Origin of the sequence: Paenibacillus dokdonensis, assembly GCF_004916975.1 — a bacterium.
GTDB classification, from domain to species: Bacteria; Bacillota; Bacilli; order Paenibacillales; family Paenibacillaceae; genus Paenibacillus_AQ; species Paenibacillus_AQ dokdonensis.
The window spans coordinates 1,199,022-1,217,312 of sequence record NZ_STGQ01000002.1 but is presented as its reverse complement, the minus strand read 5'-3'; the positions used below and the strand labels follow the sequence as shown (position 1 = coordinate 1,217,312).

At 50.9% G+C, this 18,291-nt stretch carries 12 protein-coding genes; all 12 read right to left on the bottom strand.

From position 1 onward, the window contains the following. Positions 1 to 156: 156 nt before the first annotated feature. Complete coding sequence (locus tag E6W40_RS23320) at positions 157 to 1,857, bottom strand: methyl-accepting chemotaxis protein (protein ID WP_136608216.1); 1,701 nt, start codon at positions 1,855 to 1,857, stop codon at positions 157 to 159. A 720-nt stretch (positions 1,858 to 2,577) separates the two neighbouring features. Continuing rightward, positions 2,578 to 4,143, bottom strand: a complete 1,566-nt coding sequence (gene gcvPB / locus E6W40_RS23315; protein WP_168929018.1) for an aminomethyl-transferring glycine dehydrogenase subunit GcvPB — start codon at positions 4,141 to 4,143, stop codon at positions 2,578 to 2,580. Then, entirely contained in the window at positions 4,143 to 5,561 is a 1,419-nt protein-coding gene (gene gcvPA / locus E6W40_RS23310; protein WP_136607945.1) for an aminomethyl-transferring glycine dehydrogenase subunit GcvPA, read from the bottom strand. Before gcvPA ends, gcvPB begins: the two co-directional genes overlap by 1 nt. Positions 5,562 to 5,619: 58 nt before the next feature. Then, the gene (locus E6W40_RS23305) at positions 5,620 to 6,402 is read right to left on the bottom strand and encodes an SDR family NAD(P)-dependent oxidoreductase (protein WP_136607944.1); all 783 of its coding nucleotides are present in this window, start codon (positions 6,400 to 6,402) and stop codon (positions 5,620 to 5,622) included. Then, the gene (ebgA, locus tag E6W40_RS23300; RefSeq protein ID WP_136607943.1) at positions 6,392 to 9,541 is read right to left on the bottom strand and encodes a beta-galactosidase subunit alpha; all 3,150 of its coding nucleotides are present in this window, start codon (positions 9,539 to 9,541) and stop codon (positions 6,392 to 6,394) included. The genes E6W40_RS23305 and ebgA overlap by 11 nt, the downstream gene beginning before the upstream one ends. Next, complete coding sequence (locus E6W40_RS23295) at positions 9,513 to 10,757, bottom strand: response regulator transcription factor (protein WP_136607942.1); 1,245 nt, start codon at positions 10,755 to 10,757, stop codon at positions 9,513 to 9,515. Before E6W40_RS23295 ends, ebgA begins: the two co-directional genes overlap by 29 nt. 27 nt (positions 10,758 to 10,784) lie before the next feature. Further along, a complete protein-coding gene (locus E6W40_RS23290) occupies positions 10,785 to 11,612 on the bottom strand; it encodes a carbohydrate ABC transporter permease (protein ID WP_136607941.1) in 828 nt (275 codons plus the stop codon). Between the two features lie 13 nt (positions 11,613 to 11,625). Then, positions 11,626 to 12,507, bottom strand: coding sequence for a carbohydrate ABC transporter permease (locus tag E6W40_RS23285; protein ID WP_136607940.1), 882 nt, complete (start codon positions 12,505 to 12,507; stop codon positions 11,626 to 11,628). A 109-nt stretch (positions 12,508 to 12,616) separates the two neighbouring features. Continuing rightward, positions 12,617 to 13,936 carry an ABC transporter substrate-binding protein gene (locus tag E6W40_RS23280; RefSeq protein WP_246073174.1) on the bottom strand — a complete coding sequence of 440 codons (1,320 nt, stop codon included), beginning with the start codon at positions 13,934 to 13,936 and terminating at the stop codon, positions 12,617 to 12,619. Positions 13,937 to 14,038: 102 nt separating this feature from the next. Further along, positions 14,039 to 15,805, bottom strand: coding sequence for a cache domain-containing sensor histidine kinase (locus E6W40_RS23275; protein WP_246073142.1), 1,767 nt, complete (start codon positions 15,803 to 15,805; stop codon positions 14,039 to 14,041). Between the two features lie 154 nt (positions 15,806 to 15,959). Continuing rightward, positions 15,960 to 16,709: a MerR family transcriptional regulator gene (locus E6W40_RS23270; protein WP_136607938.1), complete on the bottom strand. Its 750-nt coding sequence runs from the start codon at positions 16,707 to 16,709 to the stop codon at positions 15,960 to 15,962. 147 nt (positions 16,710 to 16,856) lie between these two features. Continuing rightward, positions 16,857 to 18,203 carry a glycoside hydrolase family 30 protein gene (locus E6W40_RS23265; RefSeq protein WP_136607937.1) on the bottom strand — a complete coding sequence of 449 codons (1,347 nt, stop codon included), beginning with the start codon at positions 18,201 to 18,203 and terminating at the stop codon, positions 16,857 to 16,859. Positions 18,204 to 18,291 lie beyond the last annotated feature (88 nt).

The following is an 18,291-nucleotide window of genomic DNA, read 5'->3' as shown; positions in this document are numbered from 1 at the left end:
AAAAACACCTCCAAGGTTGTCTCCATATCTTACGACATGGGTGCTCTCTCTTGAAGGTGTTTTGATTTGTCTCACGTTATGGGGTCAGTCCCAGCTGAACAGCTACGTTATAACCTTTTTTTTGATTTGGTATAACTGGGATTGTAACAAAATAACTTAGGACTCTACTTTAAATTGCCCAACTAATTTCTGTAGGTCTTCAGCCATGTTTGCCAGAAATAATGAAGAAGAAGAGATTTCCTCCATGGATGCCAATTGTTCCTCTGTGGATGCGGCTACATTCTGTGATTGTAGTGCTACAGACTTAGATCCCTCTAAGATCTCCTCAATAGCATGTAATACCTGTTCTGAACTAGCTGATATCTGTTGGGACGATGCCGAAACATCCTGAACCTGATTGGAAACCTCGTCTACATTTTTCTTAATTTCACCGAATAATTCACCTGCTATATGAACTACTCGAATTCCTTCATCAACTTCGTTAACTCCGTCTTCTACTGACTCAACCACATGATGCGTATGATTTTTGATCGTTGCAACCAATTGTGAAATTTGCTCAGCTGATTGAGATGATTGTTCTGCTAATCTACGGACTTCACCAGCAACTACCGCAAACCCACGCCCCTGTTCACCTGCCCTAGCCGCTTCAATTCCTGCATTCAATGCTAGCAGGTTGGTTTGTGCAGCGATCTCGGATATCATAACTACAATACGCTCAATTTCATTCGAGCTGGAATTCATCTCATTTACAGCATTCACCAAGTGATCCATTGTACTATGTATGGAATCCATTTGCTTAATCGTCGTTTGTATGAATTGATTTCCCTCTAATGCTCTTTGGGAAGTTTGCATAGAAAGAGAAGACGTTAGCTGAGCGCTCGAAGAAATTTGTTGTATACCTGATGACATTTCATTAATTGCTTGAACACTTTCGCCTACACTGCTAGATTGCCTTTCAGCATTTGCAGTAACATCTTGGAGAGTCAAAGTAATACTTTCCGATGCTTGACTGGATTGTTCCGCACTTGCCGTTAATTCCTCTGAGGAAGCCGCTATATGTTCAGAACTCATACCAATTTGTCTAACTAAGTTACGGAGATTTCCAGTCATCTGATTAAATGATTTAGCAAGACTACCCACTTCATCCTTATTTTTCACCCGAATATCTTCTGTTGTTAGATCACCTCGTGCTATTCGCTCCGCAACATTTGCAATTAATACTACAGGCTTCGATATCATCCGTGAACTAAAGTACCCTATTAGAATAGCTATAACAACTGCAATAATGCTAAGAATAGTTACATTTGTAATTGCTGTTCTGACTATATTGGTGTTTTCTTCACTAGCTTCATTCATCGATTGAAGTTGTTCATTTGCTAGTTTTTCTGCTATCGGTTCAAGCTGACTACCTATTGGAATAACTTCACTCTTGTAATAATCAATTATTTCACTGGAAGGTCGATGGTTATCAACCTTTATTAACAATTGATCATATTTCTGTTTGAATTCTTGATTCAGTCCAACCATTACTTGTAATTCCTCTTTAAACTCCTTAATTTGGACTAATTCAAGTGTTTCATTTATTAAATTATTCACATTATCGTAAGAGGCCTTAAGACCGTCTAAAGAGTCCTGATCCTCTGTAAGCATATACCCACGTAATCTGCTAAATTCTTTGGTAACATCTTTTTGTATGATTTGTACATTCGATAAAATTACTGCACGTCTTTGAATTAAATCAGAATCTGATTCGTCAATTATATTGAGGTAATAAGATGAAATACTGCTTGTAATCCCTAAAAGAAAAGCAATAATTAAAAAAGAGCCAATTAACTTTTTCCCGATTGTTAATCTCATGATGCACATCCCACTTTGGAGTATTTTAAAGATAATTCTAACTATTTTTAAAGCCAACACATAAAAATTCCCTTGGTAAGGTTTGAGATATTCATTCAATCCCCTTCCAAATTAGTTGGGAATATCTGAGCCTCCTTTCTTATTCAGCAGCATTACTTTGCATTCCATTCATCCACTGAACGGATCATAAATATTCCAAAATTGATTCTGAATAGCTCCATGATAATATCATTAAAACCAGATGACATCTAGTCTGTTTGTCAAATCACAGAATATTAAGACGGCAATCGCTTAGAGAGTTCGCTGATTCCCTCGGCTTTGTAATACTTCTGAACGTACTTCAGGAACGAGAAATTGTCATGCTGTTCAATAGCTCAAAGAAATCGAATTCAAGGATCCCAAGAAGTTCTCAGTTGTTCGTTCAGCATCCAGCTTAGAGCACTGATTAAGGGCACCTGAGGTCCCTCTGTATATTAAAACACCGTTCTTGTCATTGATCCCTGTCTCGAACGGATAACCACCCAGCGGCATGATACGTTAGGATTGATGCTGCTTTTCCTACAGAGAATTCAAATCGAGCAACTCACAGAACTTGGCCTGATTCATGTCTAAATATGATGTATATTTAACAAGTGAATGTTTAGCGGAATGAGAAGTGAAGCCCATAAAATACTTGAAGAGGACCGCTGATCATTCAGCAGTCCTCTTCTCTATTTGAGCCTACTCCTGGGGCGAAGCCGTCTTCTTCAAATAAGTTCTCCAGGTGATGCACCACTTCGCAGGGTCATCGAAGCTGGAATCGTCAATGCGATGCACGGTGCTGCGGGTCGGCGCATTTTTGACCGTTTCCGGCTCGCTGTAGGCTTCCTTGGAGATTTGCGCGAGTGCCTGAATGTACTCGTCCAGATCCTCCTTGGAGTAGGATTCCGTAGGTTCCAGCGTAAACGGCTGCGGTACCACGTATGGATGGTGGCTGGTCCAGTAATGCAGTCCAAAGTCGCACATCCGTCGTGTCACATCCTCGGTTGTGACCCCGGTATCTTCGGTCATCTTTTGCCAGCTGTAGCGTACCTGCTCCAAACGGTTACCCTTGATATAAGGAGCAGAAGCGCCCGGAATTTGCAGGATTTTATGATAGAGATAATTGTTGTTCAGTACGGCCACCTGGGCGACGTTCAGCAGGCCTTCCGCTCCAAGGCTGCGAATCCAAGCGTATGATCTGAGCACCGTCTGAGCCACGCCATGGAAGCTGCGCACCTTGCCAATGCTGAGATCTCCCGGATCCTGAAGCTCGTAACGTTCGCCGCTGCGGCTTACAACAGGCCCCGGCAGGAATGGAGCAAGTGCTTCGGTGACGCCGAGGGCGCCCGTTGCCGGTCCTCCGCACATATGCGGTGCCGCAAAGGTTTTGTGAAGGTTGAAAAAGCACATATCGAATCCGGCTTCCTTCGCACGGGTAACGCCGAGCAGTCCGTTCGCATTGGCCTGATCGTAGTAGCAGACGCCGCCTGCGGCATGCACGATATCCGTGAATTCCCGGATGCGCGGATTGAAAATGCCGGTATCCTCGGGGTTCGCTACGACTAAACCGGCCGTCCGGAAGGAGACTGCACGCTTCAACTGATCAATATCCGGAAAACCGTCTGCATCCGGATGGACCGTGATAATTTTGTAGCCTTTGACAACTGCTGTTGCGGCCTGGGAAGGATGAGAGAACATCGTCGTGATGATTTCGTCGCGCTGCTCTCCCTCTCCTCTCGACTCGTGATAGGCCCGAACGATGGACGCCATCGTGAGCAAAGCTTGTGTACCGCTGCTCGGCTGAAAGGAGAACCGGTCCAAACCGGAAATCTCGCGCATCGCCAAATCAAGCCGGTGATATACCTCCAGAATGCCCTGCACATCGTCCACATGCTGCAGCGGGTGAAGGTCCATCATTTTCGGCGTGCGGATCATCATTTCATTAACGCGCGGGATGTATTTCATGGTACAAGTGCCCTGGCCGATCTCAACGTTGAAATCCGATCCCATCGTTTCCTGGGATAGACGCAGGTAATGACGCAGCACTTTAGCCTGACCGATTTCCGGAAGAGCCGGAGGCTCTGTTCGCATCATGCTGTCCGGAATGACCGAGATACCATCTCCGACGGCCGCTTCAATCTCAGGCTCCACCTGCGGGGCCTCCACTCCGCGTTCCCCTTGCTTATGCAGTTCAAAAATAATCGGCTCATCCCATTTGGCTTGATGAAAATTCCGTACCGGATGCTCGCGTGCGATGCGTTTCATCAGCATTCCACTCCCTTCATTCCCCGGCTGCAAATGCGTTTCAGCGCTGCTGCAAGCAGCTCGATATCCTCCTGGGTGTGAACCTCTGTGACACAGAGCAGCATGCTCTGACCAAGCTCAGGAAAGTCAGCGGACAAATCGTGGCCACCCTGAATGCCTTCAATACGCAGCTGCTTTTGAACCTCCTCTACCGTCAAGCCTGTCTTCGTAAAATCCGCAACAAACTCTTTGAAAAATGGGGACTGCAACCGGACGGACATGCCCTCAATTTCTCCAAGCAGCTTCGCAGCATACTGGGATTTTTGCATGATCGTCTGGCCCAGCTCCTGCATGCCGTGAGGTCCGAGCAGCGCGAGGTACACCCCCGCCGTAATACCCCACAGCGCCGTTTGGGTTCCGACGGATTCCTTTCCTTTTTCCCGGTCATGGAATGAAGTCCGTTCATAAGCGACGTCCCCGAAGCCGTACTCGCCTTCCACGATCGTAGGCGCGATACCGAACAGACGTGAAGGATACTCCATCACATACTTCTCTTCATTACGGGTGGCGATAAAGCCCGCCTGGCCGCCGCCGTAATTCATGTGCATCCCGAGCGGCTGCAGATCGCCGCATACGATATCTGCGCCGTATTGGCTTGGCGGTTTGAGTACTCCAAGCGAAATCGGATCCACTCCCACGACGCATACCGCGTCTACTTCATGAACAATGTCAGCAATTTGCCGTCCCTGTGATTCGATCGTGCCGAAGAAGGATGGATTCTCAAAGTATACCGCGGCCGTATTGCTTGTGATTTTATTACGCAAATCCTGGAGATCCAGCTCACCGGATTCTGTCCGAAAATCAACCAGCTGATAAGACAAGTCCGGCGTAATGTAATTGACGATGATCTTCAGCTTATCCTTGTCGATCGTTCCCGCCAGCAGCACCTCCGTACGTCCGTTCATCCGGGCGGCCATCCGCAGCGAGGTCGACGCAGCCTGCGCCCAGTCAAAGGTAGGCACGTTCACAACATCCATATCCAGCAGCTCCGCCATAAGGCTCTGATATTCGAACAAAGCCTGGAACCGGCCGTGATCCTCATAAGGCTCTCCTGCATAGGCGGTCACAAACTCGGAACGCTGGTTAATTTCATCGCATACAGCCGGAATGAAATGCGGCCAGCAGCCTGCCCCGAGAAAACTGACGACATCCTGCGTGCTTTCGTTTCGGTTCAATAGCCGACTGACATGCCGTCTCAGCTCCTGCTCGCTTAAAGCAGGGGGCATATCCATCTCTTTCTTCAGCTTTAGCTCATCCGGAATGATCTGGTACAAATCCTCGATCCGTTCTACTCCGATCTCATCCAGCATCTGGCGCTGAACTTCCGGAATCATGTTCGGTATATAGGGATGCGAGGATGCTCGTTTATGCTGTGCCATATTGTCATCTCTCCTTATGCCATCTTGGAACGCTTATCTGTGTCAGACCTAGACCTTCTTACGCCAGACCGCCGCCATCAACCACCAGCACGCTGCCGGTGACCCAGGCAGACAACTCGCCCGCTAGGAAAAGAACCGTTCCGGCGATATCCTGCGGCGTACCCAACCGCTCCAGCGGCCGTCCCGTTGCCGAGGATACGAGGAAGGATGACTCTTCCTTCCCGAGCTGCTTGGCTTCGTCCCGCAGCAGCGGAGTGTCCGTATCGCCCGGGCATACGCAGTTCACGCGGATGTTCTGCGGCCCATGGTCAATCGCCATCGCTTTGGTGAGATTCACCACGCCAGCCTTCGCTGCGCAGTAAGCAGCCGCCTGATCTCCGCCCTTTAGTCCCCAGCCCGAACCCGTGTTGATGATGCTGCCTCCTCCCCCCGCAGCCATATGCGGAATAACGTATTTGGAGAGCAGATAGACTCCTTTCAGGGATACGTCCATGACTAGATCCCAATCCTTCTCTTCTAGCTCCACCACCGTTTTACGGCGAATGACGCCTGCATTATTGAAGAGAATATCGATCTGACCGAACTCTGCGGCAATCATGTCAGCCGTCCGCCTGCAATCCTCTCCAGAAGTCACATTGCAGCGGAAGAACCGCGCCTGCCCGCCGTTATCACGGATGCGTGCCGCAGCCTTTTCCCCATTCTCATCATGAATATCGAGCAGCATGACCTTTGCGCCAAACTCCGCCAGCAGCTCGGCTGTGGCGAAACCGATCCCCGAGGCACCTCCTGTCACCACGGCTGTCTTCCCGTCCAAACGCAAAATATTCTGATTATTCGGCATGTTGTTTCACTAGCTCCTTTCGCATGACGGCTGGCGATACAGCCTGATTGGAATATGGCATAAGAATGAATTCGTAATTGAATACTTCCGGCCGCAGCTCATAAGGCGGAAGCTGGGCAGGGCCGCAGCTGTTGCTGCCTAGGCCATTCTGGCGGTAATCGAGATGGAGGGAGACGGTATCCCTCGGTGTTAAATCTTTCAAGTGCCCCGCCTTCTCCAGATCCTCCGCAGTATAGCGGTGAGCGCTGAATTCAATGACTGGCAGCCCTACTGCCAACAGGCCCATACCTCGGCTGCTCGTCAGAGATACCCAGCTCACCTCGGTGCGGTTGCCATTATCCTGCGGGACCATATATGGCGTGAATAATTCATCGACTGAAGCATGATAGACACCAAAGAGGTTGGCATGTTTGCTGTCCGCATAGGACTCTCCCGGACCCCTGCCTGCCCAGTCCACAAGGTCCAACGTTCCCGGCAAGGTGAGATCAAGCCCAATCCGCGGCAGCATTTTCGGCGGTGTGCCTTCCGGCACGCCATCAACGGCAACATGCATTCGGCCATCGCCATGCAAAGTATAGCGGCAGATGCAGCGGAAGCCCCAATCAAACACCGGTGGAGCGATGCGCGTACGAATCGTTACTGTTACGCCTCCGTCACCGTTTCGCTCCCAGGAGGCTTCGTCAATCCGCTGCTGGAGCAAATGCAAATAGGCTTTGCGCCACTCCTGAACTACGTACATATCATTGTCGATAGGGGCTCTCCAGAAGGAGAGTTTCGGCCCCCCGCCGTTTGCGATCATGTCGGTTCCGGCAAAAGTCCAGGACTGAATAACCCCGTCCATCATATTAAAAACAATTTCAAAATCCGATCCGCTGACTTGCAGCAAATGTCCATGCTCTGTGCAGTTTAAGGAGCGCGTCGCTGCATCAGCTCCAGCATTCGCCGGCAGAGATTCCTGCAAGGGCAGCAGTTCTTCCGGTATACGGAACTGCGCTGTCGCCACTTCATGGCCTTTCATCGCCCAGATGCAGTCCGTGCGGAGTACATACCTGATCGTCAGGTAAGTCTCGCTTAAAGACGGAACACGCAGCCCTGACAAATCATATGGCAGTACAAGCTGAGCCTTGCTATGCGGCTTCACAGCAGGAAGAGGTACCGAGCCGCTTTGCAGAAGAACTCCGTCCGCTTGAATAGACCAGGATGCCTCCAGGAATTTCAGACCGCTAAAGTCCAGTCTGTTCTCCAGCTCCACCTCTCCCTTCTTCAAATCGATGGCCAGGGTAGCAACAGGTTCAATGACCTTTTTCAGCTCGAGCAGACCCGGAGAAGGTGTACGGTCAGGGAAAAGCAAGCCGTCCATGCAGAAATTCGAGTTGTTCGGCACATCGCCAAAATCGCCGCCATAGGCGTAATAGCTTCTTCCTTGCTCATCTACCGTCTGCAGACCGTGATCGGTCCACTCCCAGACGAATCCGCCCTGCAGCCCCTCACAATTGCGGAACAGATCATTATATTCGGTTAAGCCGCCGGGCCCGTTGCCCATTGCATGCGCGTATTCGCAGATAATCCTCGGCTTCTGCGGACCTTCTGCGCCCGCCAGCTCGGCGAGCTTTTCTACGGACGTATACATGGTACTCATCACGTCTACAGATTTGCCCGCGCGGTCCTCCTCGTAATGGATCAGGCGGGTCGGGTCCTTCGTGCGGCACCACTCGGCCATCGCTTCAAAGTTGCAGCCGAAGCCGGACTCGTTGCCCATCGACCACATGATGATGCTCGGGTGGTTTTTATCCCGCTCCACCATACGCATCATCCGGTCAACATAGGCATTTTTCCAGGCAGGATCATCGCTGATTCGGCTGATGTTGCCGAGCAGCTCGAAGCCATGGCATTCCAAATCCGTCTCATCCATGACATACAGGCCGTATTCATCGCACAAATCATAGAACCGTGGATCATTCGGGTAGTGCGAGGTACGGACCGCATTGATGTTATGCCTCTTCATCAGCAGAACATCCTGCAGCATCGTTTGGTACGGCACCGTTCTGCCCAGCTCCGGATGATAATCATGGCGGTTCACACCCTTTAGGAGAATCGGTACGCCATTCACCAGGAATGTATTTCCCGCAATCTCGATGCGTCTGAAGCCGACCCGGTATGGGATGCATTCGATCATTCCGTTCTGTTCATCCTCCAGCGTAATCAGCAGATGATAGAGACTTGGCTGTTCGGCTGACCATAGCCGCGGCTGTCTCACCTGAATACGGATCCCAAACAATTCTTCACTTGACGCAGTTCCCATATCGCTGATGCTTCCGGATCCAATGACATTGCTTTTGTTCTCATCCAGCAGCTGAGCCTTTAAGCGATAATGGCCCCGGTCTTCATCTGTCGTACCCGCTCTGCCGATCTCTACGCAGATATTCAGCTCGCCCTGATCCAAGGCATCATTCAGATCGGTACGGATCGTAAAATCCCGAATCTGCATCCTCGGACGGGCAAACAGGCTGACATCCCGGAATATTCCGCTGAGCCACCACATATCCTGATCCTCCAGATAAGACCCGTCAGACCATTGATACACCTTAACGGACAGCTGATTGCTGCCCTCCCGGATCAAGGACGTAATATCAAATTCGGATGGAAGACGGCTGCCCTGACTGAATCCCGCCTCCTGCCCGTTCACCCATAAATGAAAAGCGCTGTCCACGCCCTCGAAGCGCAGCACGATCTGCCGCTCTGCCCATTCAGCAGGGATATGAAAGCTCCTGCGGTAGCAGCCTGTCGGATTATCCGAAGGCACGTGCGGCGGATCAACCGGGAAAGGGTAATAAAGATCCGTATAATGCGGTTTTCCGTACCCCTGCAGCTGCCAATGTCCCGGCACCTCCAGCTTCCCCCAAGCCGAATCATCAAAAGCTTCCTCCTGAAAGCCAGCCGGTGCTAATCCAGGAGAAGCCGCATAATAGAACCTCCAAGACCCGTTTAAAAGACGAAACCACGGAGAAAGGCCCCGTTCATACGTAAGTGCAGACGTCTCATCCTTGTACGACACAAAATACGTATGGTCCTTCAGCCTTCCGCGCTGCAGTACTTCGAGATTCTCCCAGTCATTTTGCGGTTGCCGGTTGTTGATCATGTCGCCGTAGCCCTCTTTTCTCCTCTATAGTTGAATCGCGGTTCTGAACCGACCGGTATTGACTCGGGGTCAGACCCGTGCAGCGCTTGAACCATTTGCTGAAATAGTTGGCGTCCACCATACCCAGCTGGTCGGATATTTCACTAACGCTCATCAGCGTGCCGGTCAGCATATGCTCAGCCTTATGAAGCTTGATTTTCGATTGAAAATCAATAAAGTTCTCCCCCACCGTACGCTTAAATAATGTACTGAAATGGCTGCGGCTGAGCCCCACCTCCTCCGCTACCTCGGCAACGGATAACATGTTGCCTCTCTCGGAGGAGAGAATGCCCACCGCCTTCATAATGGCATCCGGCCAAGTCTCACCCCATAGGTCATATTGAGTTCGGAGCTCATCCTGCTGGTATAGGCTCAGCACCGTATCGATCCATTCCTGGACGCTGCTGACAAGCCCTTGCTTCTGCCATATCAATTTCGAATGACTGCCCTTCAGAGCCTTTAGCCGGCAAACGACGCGCTCGGCGGCCTCCGGTTTGCACAGCAGAAATGCTCTGCCTCTGCCGCAGGCGATACGCTCGCTTGGCGCACCCGCATCCCGCAGCAAATCCCCCCAGTCAGCGTCATCCAGCATGTCTGCCCCTTCGCCGCATCGGATCAGAACAATGGAGCAGCCTTTGCCCATCCAGCTCCAATCACCGGCAAACCACTGCCGGGCCTGCTCTTCAATACCACCCGAGAAACCGCCAAGCCAGGAACCTATATGCGCTTGCTGGGCCTCGTCACTGCCATGAGCTTCAGTTCCTTCGGTAAAACTACCGCCAAGGTGCTGAAGATACTGCTCCTGAAACTGGCTTAGATAAAAGCCCATTTCATCCTCATCCATGTTGGTTTTGAGGATATAGCCTGAAGCTCCCAACCGGAAGCCTTGCTGCGCGTAAGAAAAATCCTCATGGCAGCTGAGCAGCAAAATCTGCGTATCGCCCGCAGCCTGCTTGATTCTCCGCGCAAGCTCCAGCCCGTTCAGCTTCGGCATGACGATATCAGTAATCACCACATCGGGCTTATGCTCCAGAAAGGCATCCCAGCCCTTCAGCCCGTTGCCCGCGTCAGCCACCACTTCCATCCCGTACCGTTCCCAGGGCACAGTGCTGCGCAGTCCTTTGCGGACGATCAATTCATCATCGACAATGAGAACTTTTATTTTGGGTGCTGCCATGGTCACGCCTCCTTCATGCCAAGTGGTTTATCCCTTCAGTGTTCCATCCGTCAGGCCTGCAAAAATTTGCTTTTGGAATATAAAGATCACGGCAAGCATCGGCAGAACGCTGATAACCGAGCCTGACATAATCAGGTTGTATGGCGTGCGGACTCCGGACTGGAGCGCGCGGATCGCCACGGCAATAGTTAGATTATTCTCGCTGCGGAGAATGACCGTCGGCCACAGGAAGTTGTTCCATTCCTCCACGAAAAAGATAATGCCGAGACTCGCAAATGCCGGGATCAAAATGGGAGCCACAATCCGGAAGTAAATCCGGTTCTCCGAGCAGCCGTCCATACGTGCCGCTTCGAGCAGTTCATTCTCCACGGACATGCAGTACTGCCTCATGTAAAAGATGCCGAAGGCGCTGGTCAGTCTCGGTAATATCACACCCCACAGATGGTCGATGAGACCAAGATCACGGTAAATGACAAACAGCGGCACCAGGCTCGACTCCATCGGAATCATCAGCGAAGCCAGCACCAGTCCGAACAGCAGGTTTTTGCCGCGGAAACGGTACTTGGCAAATGCAAACCCGGCCAGCGAGCAGAAAAACAAAGCTCCCACCGTGCCTGTCACGGCCGTGAACAGACTGTTCAAAATGACGGCTCCAAAGTGGCGCTCCGTAAACAGCTGCGTAAAGTTCTCCCAATGCAGCGTGTGTGGGATCCAAATCGGCGGATTGGCGAAAATTTGGCTTTTGTCCTTGAGCGAGGAGCTCAGCATCCAGATGAACGGAAACATAAACACGGCGGCCAAAATCAGAAATACCAGCAGCATGACGATGGATAATGTTTTATGTTGTTTTTTCATTCCTGCCCACCGCCTAATCGTTATCCAGGAACAGCCGCAGCTGCAGCAGGGAAAGAATCATCATCACCATGAAGAAAAAGATCGAAATCGTCGAAGCATAACCCATGTTCAGGTTCTGGAAGCTTTCTTTATAGATCAGCACCACCGGGGTAGTTGTAGACAAGTTGGGTCCGCCTTTGGTCAAAATGAACGGCTCCGTAAACAGCGAGAACGTTCCCAGCGTCGACAGTACGGTACAAAAGGCCAGCAGCCTTTTCATCAGGGGCAGGGTAATGTACCAAAATGACTTGATACCGCTGGCTCCGTCCACCTCGGCGGCTTCATACAGCGATCTCGAAATGCTCTGCATGCCGCCCAGCAGCAGAATCATGTTGTAGCCGGTCCACCGGAAAATAACAAGCAGCGACACCGAGATCCGGGCCCACCACGGCGTTTCCAGGAACGGGATCGGTTCATGGATGAACCCCGCGTTCATCAGCACTTGATTCAAAATGCCTGTCGAGTTAAAAATCAATAGAAACACAAACGAAATGGCCACAACGGAGGTAATATTCGGTATGAAAAACACCGTGCGGAAAAATCCGGTCCACTTCATCCAGCTGCTGCTGAGGCAGGAGGCGAAGATCAGTGCAAGCAATAACATCACCGGTACGTACAGCAGAAAAATAAAAATGCTGTTGAGCAGCGACTGCCAGAATTCCCGGTTTGTCAGCAGGGTCTTATAGTTGGCGAGCCCGACGAACGTCTTGACTTCCTCGCCATGCCAGTTCGTAAAGCTCAAATAAATGGAGAATACAAAGGGTAAAAACACAAATACCATAAAGAGTATGAAAAACGGGGCGATAAACCGGTACGGTGCCGTTTTAAACTGCCATCTCCAATAGAAATTTTGCATCGGATCTCCTCCAGGAAAGCGAAGTCCCGCACCCTGGTAACGACTTTAGGGCCGTTATTTCAAGGCGCGGACAGCTTCTGTATCTTTAAGCGGGCTGACTCATGTTTGTCTATTTGCGTCCTGTCTTCTGCCGCAGCTCGTCAGCCGCCTTTTTGAACACGCTTTCAACGGATTTGTTATCCAGGAATACTTCGGCGAAGGCATTCGTTATGAGTTCATTTCCGAGCGGATAATCCTTGGTGTACGTGATTGGTGCCACATTTTTCACCGCATCAATGTACAGGGTACGGATTGGCTGATCGTTAAAATAAGGAACCTTTTCTTTAAATGCGTCGTCATTATAGGTCGTTTCGAGGGACGGGAACAATCCGCCTTCCTTCATCATTTTCAGCTGCGATTCTTCCTTGCCGAGCATGAATTCAATAAATTTCCACGCCTCTTCCGGATGCTTGGAGTTTTTGTTGATCGCCAGGCTGGCACCGCCGTCAATCGCACTGCTGTACTTGTCATCAGCGGACCATTTTGGCATAGGCACCACCGACCATTTGCCGCTGGCATCCGGATCAATCAGTGTCGGCAGCAATCCTTCGTACCAGGAGGCGCCAACGATGGTCGCTTCTTTATTTTGCTGGAAGGAGCTGTACCAAGCGTCGCTCCAAGGCTTCACTTCGTATACATAGCCGTTTTTCACGAGGTCGACAAAATACTGCGCTGTCTTGATTACTTCAGGATTATCCAGCTGGACCGAACCGTCCTTGCCAAACATCCACAGGTCGCGCTGCCACAGCATCTGCTGGAAGAACACGCCGTCGGTCTGCGATTTCGATTCCGCCAGCATCGCGACGCCCGTCTTTTCCTTCAGCTGCTTCGCGAATTTCATATAGTCATCCCAAGTTTTCAGCTCTGCGCTCACATCCTCAGGCTTGTAAGGAAGTCCGGCTTGCTTAAACAGATCGTTGCGGTAAAACATGACGACAGGGCCGCTGTCCCATGGCATTGCATAAATTTTGCCGTCCTTTGTGGCATCTGCCCACTTGTAGGCGTTCATTTTATCTTTATAAGGAGCTACTTTGTCCGAAATATCCAACAAACCGCCGGTTTCAATCATCTGCGACAGGCGGAGTGATTCGAGATTCACCACATCCGGAAGCTGGTCGCCGGAGCTGGCAGCGATCAGGAAGTTCTGATAGACATCTGACTGTGCAAGCACATGCAGATCGACATCAATGTTCGGGTACTGCTTTTTAAATTCCGGCATATTCAGATCGATGACGTTTTTGGCATCTTCCCAAATCCAGACGGTGATTTTCGTCTTCCCGCCGGCCGTATCCCCCGCCGCCTTACTGTCGCCTGATTTGCCGGAGCATCCGGATAAAACGAGCGCAAGCATGAGAACTGTGCATAATACAGCCGCCGACATGCGTTTCATTGCGTTCAAGCTGCCTTCCTCCTTTGTGTGAAACCTAAGAATTTTCCCAAGTATAACAACAATGAAAGCGTTTCATAACGGAATTTTGTCTTCATTTTACTGTCAATTTGTTCGGTTCTCAGGGAAAGACTCCGGCAATGACGAGTGTGCTCCACTTTCTGTTTTGGGCCATCTTATCGTGATTTTCGTTCCTTTGCCGACGCTGGACTGAATACGCATGCCATACATTTCGCCGAAGTGGAGCTTGAATTTCTGGTCAACGTTGTAGCAGCCAAGACCCCCCTTTCCAAGCCGTGATGGGGTTTGTTTGTCCAAGAGCAGCGTTTCGAGCCTTTCCGGTTCGATGCCCACTCCGTCATCCTCAAGCGTCAGGATCAGTTCATGCCCCTCTTCCTTCACCTCGATGCGAATGATGCCTTCCCCATCCTCAAAGCCATGGAAAAATGTATTTTCGAGCAGCGGCTGCAGCGTCATCCGCGGAATCAGGCAGGAGCCCAGAGCCGGATCACTGTCAATGCTGTAGCGGAAAGCCTCGCCGTAGCGCACCTCCTGTATTTTCAAATAATATCCGACAGTTTGAAGTTCCTTCTCCAGCGGAATTAGCTCTTCGGTGATCACCAGATTACCTTCCAGCACCTTGATGAGGTAGTGGATCATATTTTGGATTTCCGCATCGCTTTTCAGCTTCGCCTGCCACTGGATCATGTTGAGCGTGTTCAGCAGCAGATGCGGGTTGATCTGGTAGTGGAAGGCCTGCAGCTGGGCCTCTTTTTTAAGCTGTTCCTTATGCTGCACCTCCTGAATGAGAAAACGGATCTGCTCCACCATCTTGTTGAAGCTTGCCCCAAGTCGTCCCAGCTCGTCCTCCGTGTCCATATCGATGCGTGACTGGAGTTGCCCGATGCCAACTAGCTGCATTTTATTTTTCAGGGAAATGATCCGTCTTGTGATGCGGGAGGAGAACAGATACGAGATGAGCAATACGAATACAAAGGCAAGACCAATCAATGCGATGGTAAAATAGCGGATCATGATCGTGGAGCGGTACACCGGCTCATACAGCGTTCTGACCTCAATGCTCCACCCGCTGGATTCTATGCTCCGGTTCCATACGAGATCATCTTCCTCCGCCTTGACCATGTTCGGGCTTTGGTAGATCAGCCTGCCGTCCCGGTCGCGTATCGTAATAAAGGAATGCAGATTATTTTCCAAGGTATCGAACGCCTCGAGCAGCTTGGTGGCATCCATTTCAACGACAATCCGGCTGTTATGCAGGTAGCCGTATTGGCTTTGCACCGGAAACACCAAGCCGATAACCTGCTTCGGAATATTCAAATTACGTGAAATGTAGTAATTGCTGTCATGCAGGCCCGTCCAGTACTCGCCGCGGTAGCTCTCCGGAATAGCCTGCCACCACGGCTGCCGCTTCAGCTCCTTCACGTCAATCTGCGGGGATCCGAAGTAAATATCCGTAGGTGTGATCAGGTAAATACCTGAGGTCTCCTCCGTCTTATGGGCATCCAGAAAGCGGTTGAAATTTTTCTGGCTGACATAGCTGGCGTAATCCTTGGGCTCTTCCGGATGCAGCGTACCGTTGATCGGATCAAGCAGGTAGGAGTAAATATAGCGTGTGGTGGATTTCATTTGCCGCGAATACGAATCAAGCTGCGACTGAAGCTGGGTGATGCTCGATTGTCCGTATTGAACCATCTGCGACTGGATTTCCTCCGTGGATTTCGAATATGACAAATACCCCAAAATCATTAAGGGCACGGCCGACGCGATAAAGAAAAACAAAAACAGCTTTGCGCGCAGATTGCGCTTGAAATACCAATAAGCCCTCTTCCAAATGGGTGCCCGTGCGTTCATGCGGCAGCATCCTTTCCCTTTTGTCGTTAGGCGTAAGTATTCTATGGGCGGATAGAAGTTCCTTGTGGACGGTGTACTGTAAATAAGTGGGATCGGATAACAAACACAAAAAAGGCAGAGGATAAGCGGTTCGTTTATCCTCTGCCTGTATGTGTTATGCTTCCTTCTTGGCGTAAGCCTCCGCTGCTGCATTCAAATAATATGCAAGTCCGGTCTGCTGGCCTTCCAGCATCTTCAGGTGAAAATCATCCTGCCTGAAAAATGACGTCTGTGCCGCAAAATCCGCTGCCGATACCCGGTGTCCATGACCGTTCATAAACGCGAGATGGCCGCGAATCAGCTCCTGCAGCCGGGAATCAGTGTGCATGACTCCGCCTTGCAGGGAAGCAATCATGTCCTTCATAAAGACGGCAGCCTCCGCGGCCTGCTCATTCATGCTCTGCACATCGATGGGCTCCACTTCAAGCTCTACCCCATATTGCTCCCGGAGGTAATCACTTTGTTCCTGCAGCGCTTCGCGCCATGCTTCTTCATCCTCAAATCCGATAAACAGCTCAGCCTGCGTTAGCGGCTCTCCACTTTCCAGGCTGGCCTTTGTTTTCCTCAGCGTATTCATGATCTTGTCCAATCTCTCCCGGCGCTGCTTCAGAAGACTCTCCTGCTCTTCCAAAATCGCTGCCCGGTCCTTTTTTTGATCGAGCAGCTGACCAATTTGCTCCAGTGAGAAATCCAGCTCGCGGTAAAACAGTATCGTCTGCAGGCGCTCAAGTTCTTTCGTTCCGTACAGACGGTAACCCGCCTCGCTGACTTCAGCCGGCTGGAGCAGACCGATTTTGTGATAATGATGCAGCGTCTTGATCGTCACCTTGGAGAGGTCTGATACTTCTTTGACTGTGAATAGCATGATATGCTTCACTCCCTTCTGACCGCAGTCTAAAGCCTCCCCTAAGAGGAGAGTCAAGGGGAAAACACAGGCATGAAAATCTATTTTATTATACTAGAAAAACACCCCGCTCCAAATAAGCGGGGTGCCTCTGTAAAACCTATTTCCCTACCATTTCACCGTAGCCGCCGCCCCGTCAGGCAGCGTTAACGCTATGAACCCTTTTCCTGTATCAATCTCTACAGCCTGTTCTTGTTCCGTACGATTGGACAGTATCAGAACCGTTGAGCCATCCGGATTCAGGAAAGCGGTGCTTTCCAGCTCATCCCGGAAGGTTGTCGATTCGATCCGATATGCGCCCGGCACGACGAATTTACTGATATGTCCCATCGTGTAGTAATCGAGCTCATATTTCACGGCTCCGCTCTCCTGATTGATCTGCACCAGTCCGCGGCAGGTGCTGTTCGACAGCACCGTCGGACCATTATGCTCGTCGAGCGCGAGATTCCACCATACCACGGACTTGGACCAGTTGCGGGTCGTGCGCACGACATGCTTCATCTGGTCGAGGAACGCGGTGCGGAACGGCGGAATCCAGCTGCCGCCGGATGCCTCGGTGAACCAGGCACCCTTATCCGGATACGCTTCTCTTACCTGCGTCATCGCCTCATGCTCGCCGCCGTATACATGCCAGGCAACCCCAGCGACATAACGGGCTGCTTCAGGATCAGACAGAATGCCCAGCGGATGCTGCGGCATGTCCCAGTTATGATCGTAGCAGATGATCTTGGCGGTAATGTCTGCTGCTTCAAACGCCAGTCCGAGATGCTCACGGATAAACTCCGCTTCCTCCTGCGGCGTCAGGATCATGCCCGGGTATTCCTTCGGCTCGTAACCAGGCTCATTTTGAATGGAAACGGCGTAGATCGGAATGCCTGCCCCTTCATACGCCTGCACGAATTTCACAAAATACTGTGCATACACGCTGTAGCACTCCGGGCGCAGCTTGCCTGTCACCATATGATCCGAGGACTTCATCCAGCCCGGCGGGCTCCAGGGCGAAGCCATCACTTTGATGGAGGGATTGATGCGCAGCGCTTCGAGTACGGCAGGAATGACATACTCACGGTCATGATCGATACTGAAATGCTTCAGCTCGAAGTCCTCTTCGCCTTCCGGCATATCGTCATAGCTAAAAATTTCCGTTGTGTAATCAGTCGCGCCCATCGGCTGGCGCAGGAAGCTGATTCCGATGCCCTCCACCGGATCGAACAGCTTTTGCATAACCTCCTGCCTCGACTTTTCATCGAGCACTTGATACACAAGATAAGCGGAAGCATCCGTAAAGGAAGCGCCAAATCCGTCCATCTCCTGAAAACGGGTATCCGGTTCCACCTGTATCCGTGTAACAGCCTGCTCTAATGAAGCGGTTTCCACTACAACCACCGGCTTCTGCGGCTGCAGCTCCTGTTGTTGGTCTATCGTGCTGAGCCATACTTCAGCATGCTGATTCATTGCTGCTCCTCCTTACCAATCAGGCAGCACTCAGCTTGGCATGGGGCGGATCGCTCACATTCACGGTGAGCCTCTCTCTTTTTACCAT

What these genes read in the sequence shown, in the direction of transcription:
- gcvPB (WP_168929018.1), bottom strand. Translation starts at nt 4,143, where the DNA reads ATGAAACGCATCGCACGCGAGCATCCGGTACGGAATTTTCATCAAGCC.
- E6W40_RS23280 (WP_246073174.1), bottom strand. Translation starts at nt 13,936, where the DNA reads ATGAAACGCATGTCGGCGGCTGTATTATGCACAGTTCTCATGCTTGCG.
- E6W40_RS23305 (WP_136607944.1), bottom strand. Translation starts at nt 6,402, where the DNA reads ATGCCGAATAATCAGAATATTTTGCGTTTGGACGGGAAGACAGCCGTG.
- E6W40_RS23275 (WP_246073142.1), bottom strand. Translation starts at nt 15,805, where the DNA reads ATGAACGCACGGGCACCCATTTGGAAGAGGGCTTATTGGTATTTCAAG.
- E6W40_RS23285 (WP_136607940.1), bottom strand. Translation starts at nt 12,507, where the DNA reads ATGCAAAATTTCTATTGGAGATGGCAGTTTAAAACGGCACCGTACCGG.
- E6W40_RS23290 (WP_136607941.1), bottom strand. Translation starts at nt 11,612, where the DNA reads ATGAAAAAACAACATAAAACATTATCCATCGTCATGCTGCTGGTATTT.
- E6W40_RS23295 (WP_136607942.1), bottom strand. Translation starts at nt 10,757, where the DNA reads ATGGCAGCACCCAAAATAAAAGTTCTCATTGTCGATGATGAATTGATC.
- ebgA (WP_136607943.1), bottom strand. Translation starts at nt 9,541, where the DNA reads ATGATCAACAACCGGCAACCGCAAAATGACTGGGAGAATCTCGAAGTA.
- E6W40_RS23270 (WP_136607938.1), bottom strand. Translation starts at nt 16,709, where the DNA reads ATGCTATTCACAGTCAAAGAAGTATCAGACCTCTCCAAGGTGACGATC.
- gcvPA (WP_136607945.1), bottom strand. Translation starts at nt 5,561, where the DNA reads ATGGCACAGCATAAACGAGCATCCTCGCATCCCTATATACCGAACATG.
- E6W40_RS23320 (WP_136608216.1), bottom strand. Translation starts at nt 1,857, where the DNA reads ATGAGATTAACAATCGGGAAAAAGTTAATTGGCTCTTTTTTAATTATT.
- E6W40_RS23265 (WP_136607937.1), bottom strand. Translation starts at nt 18,203, where the DNA reads ATGAATCAGCATGCTGAAGTATGGCTCAGCACGATAGACCAACAACAG.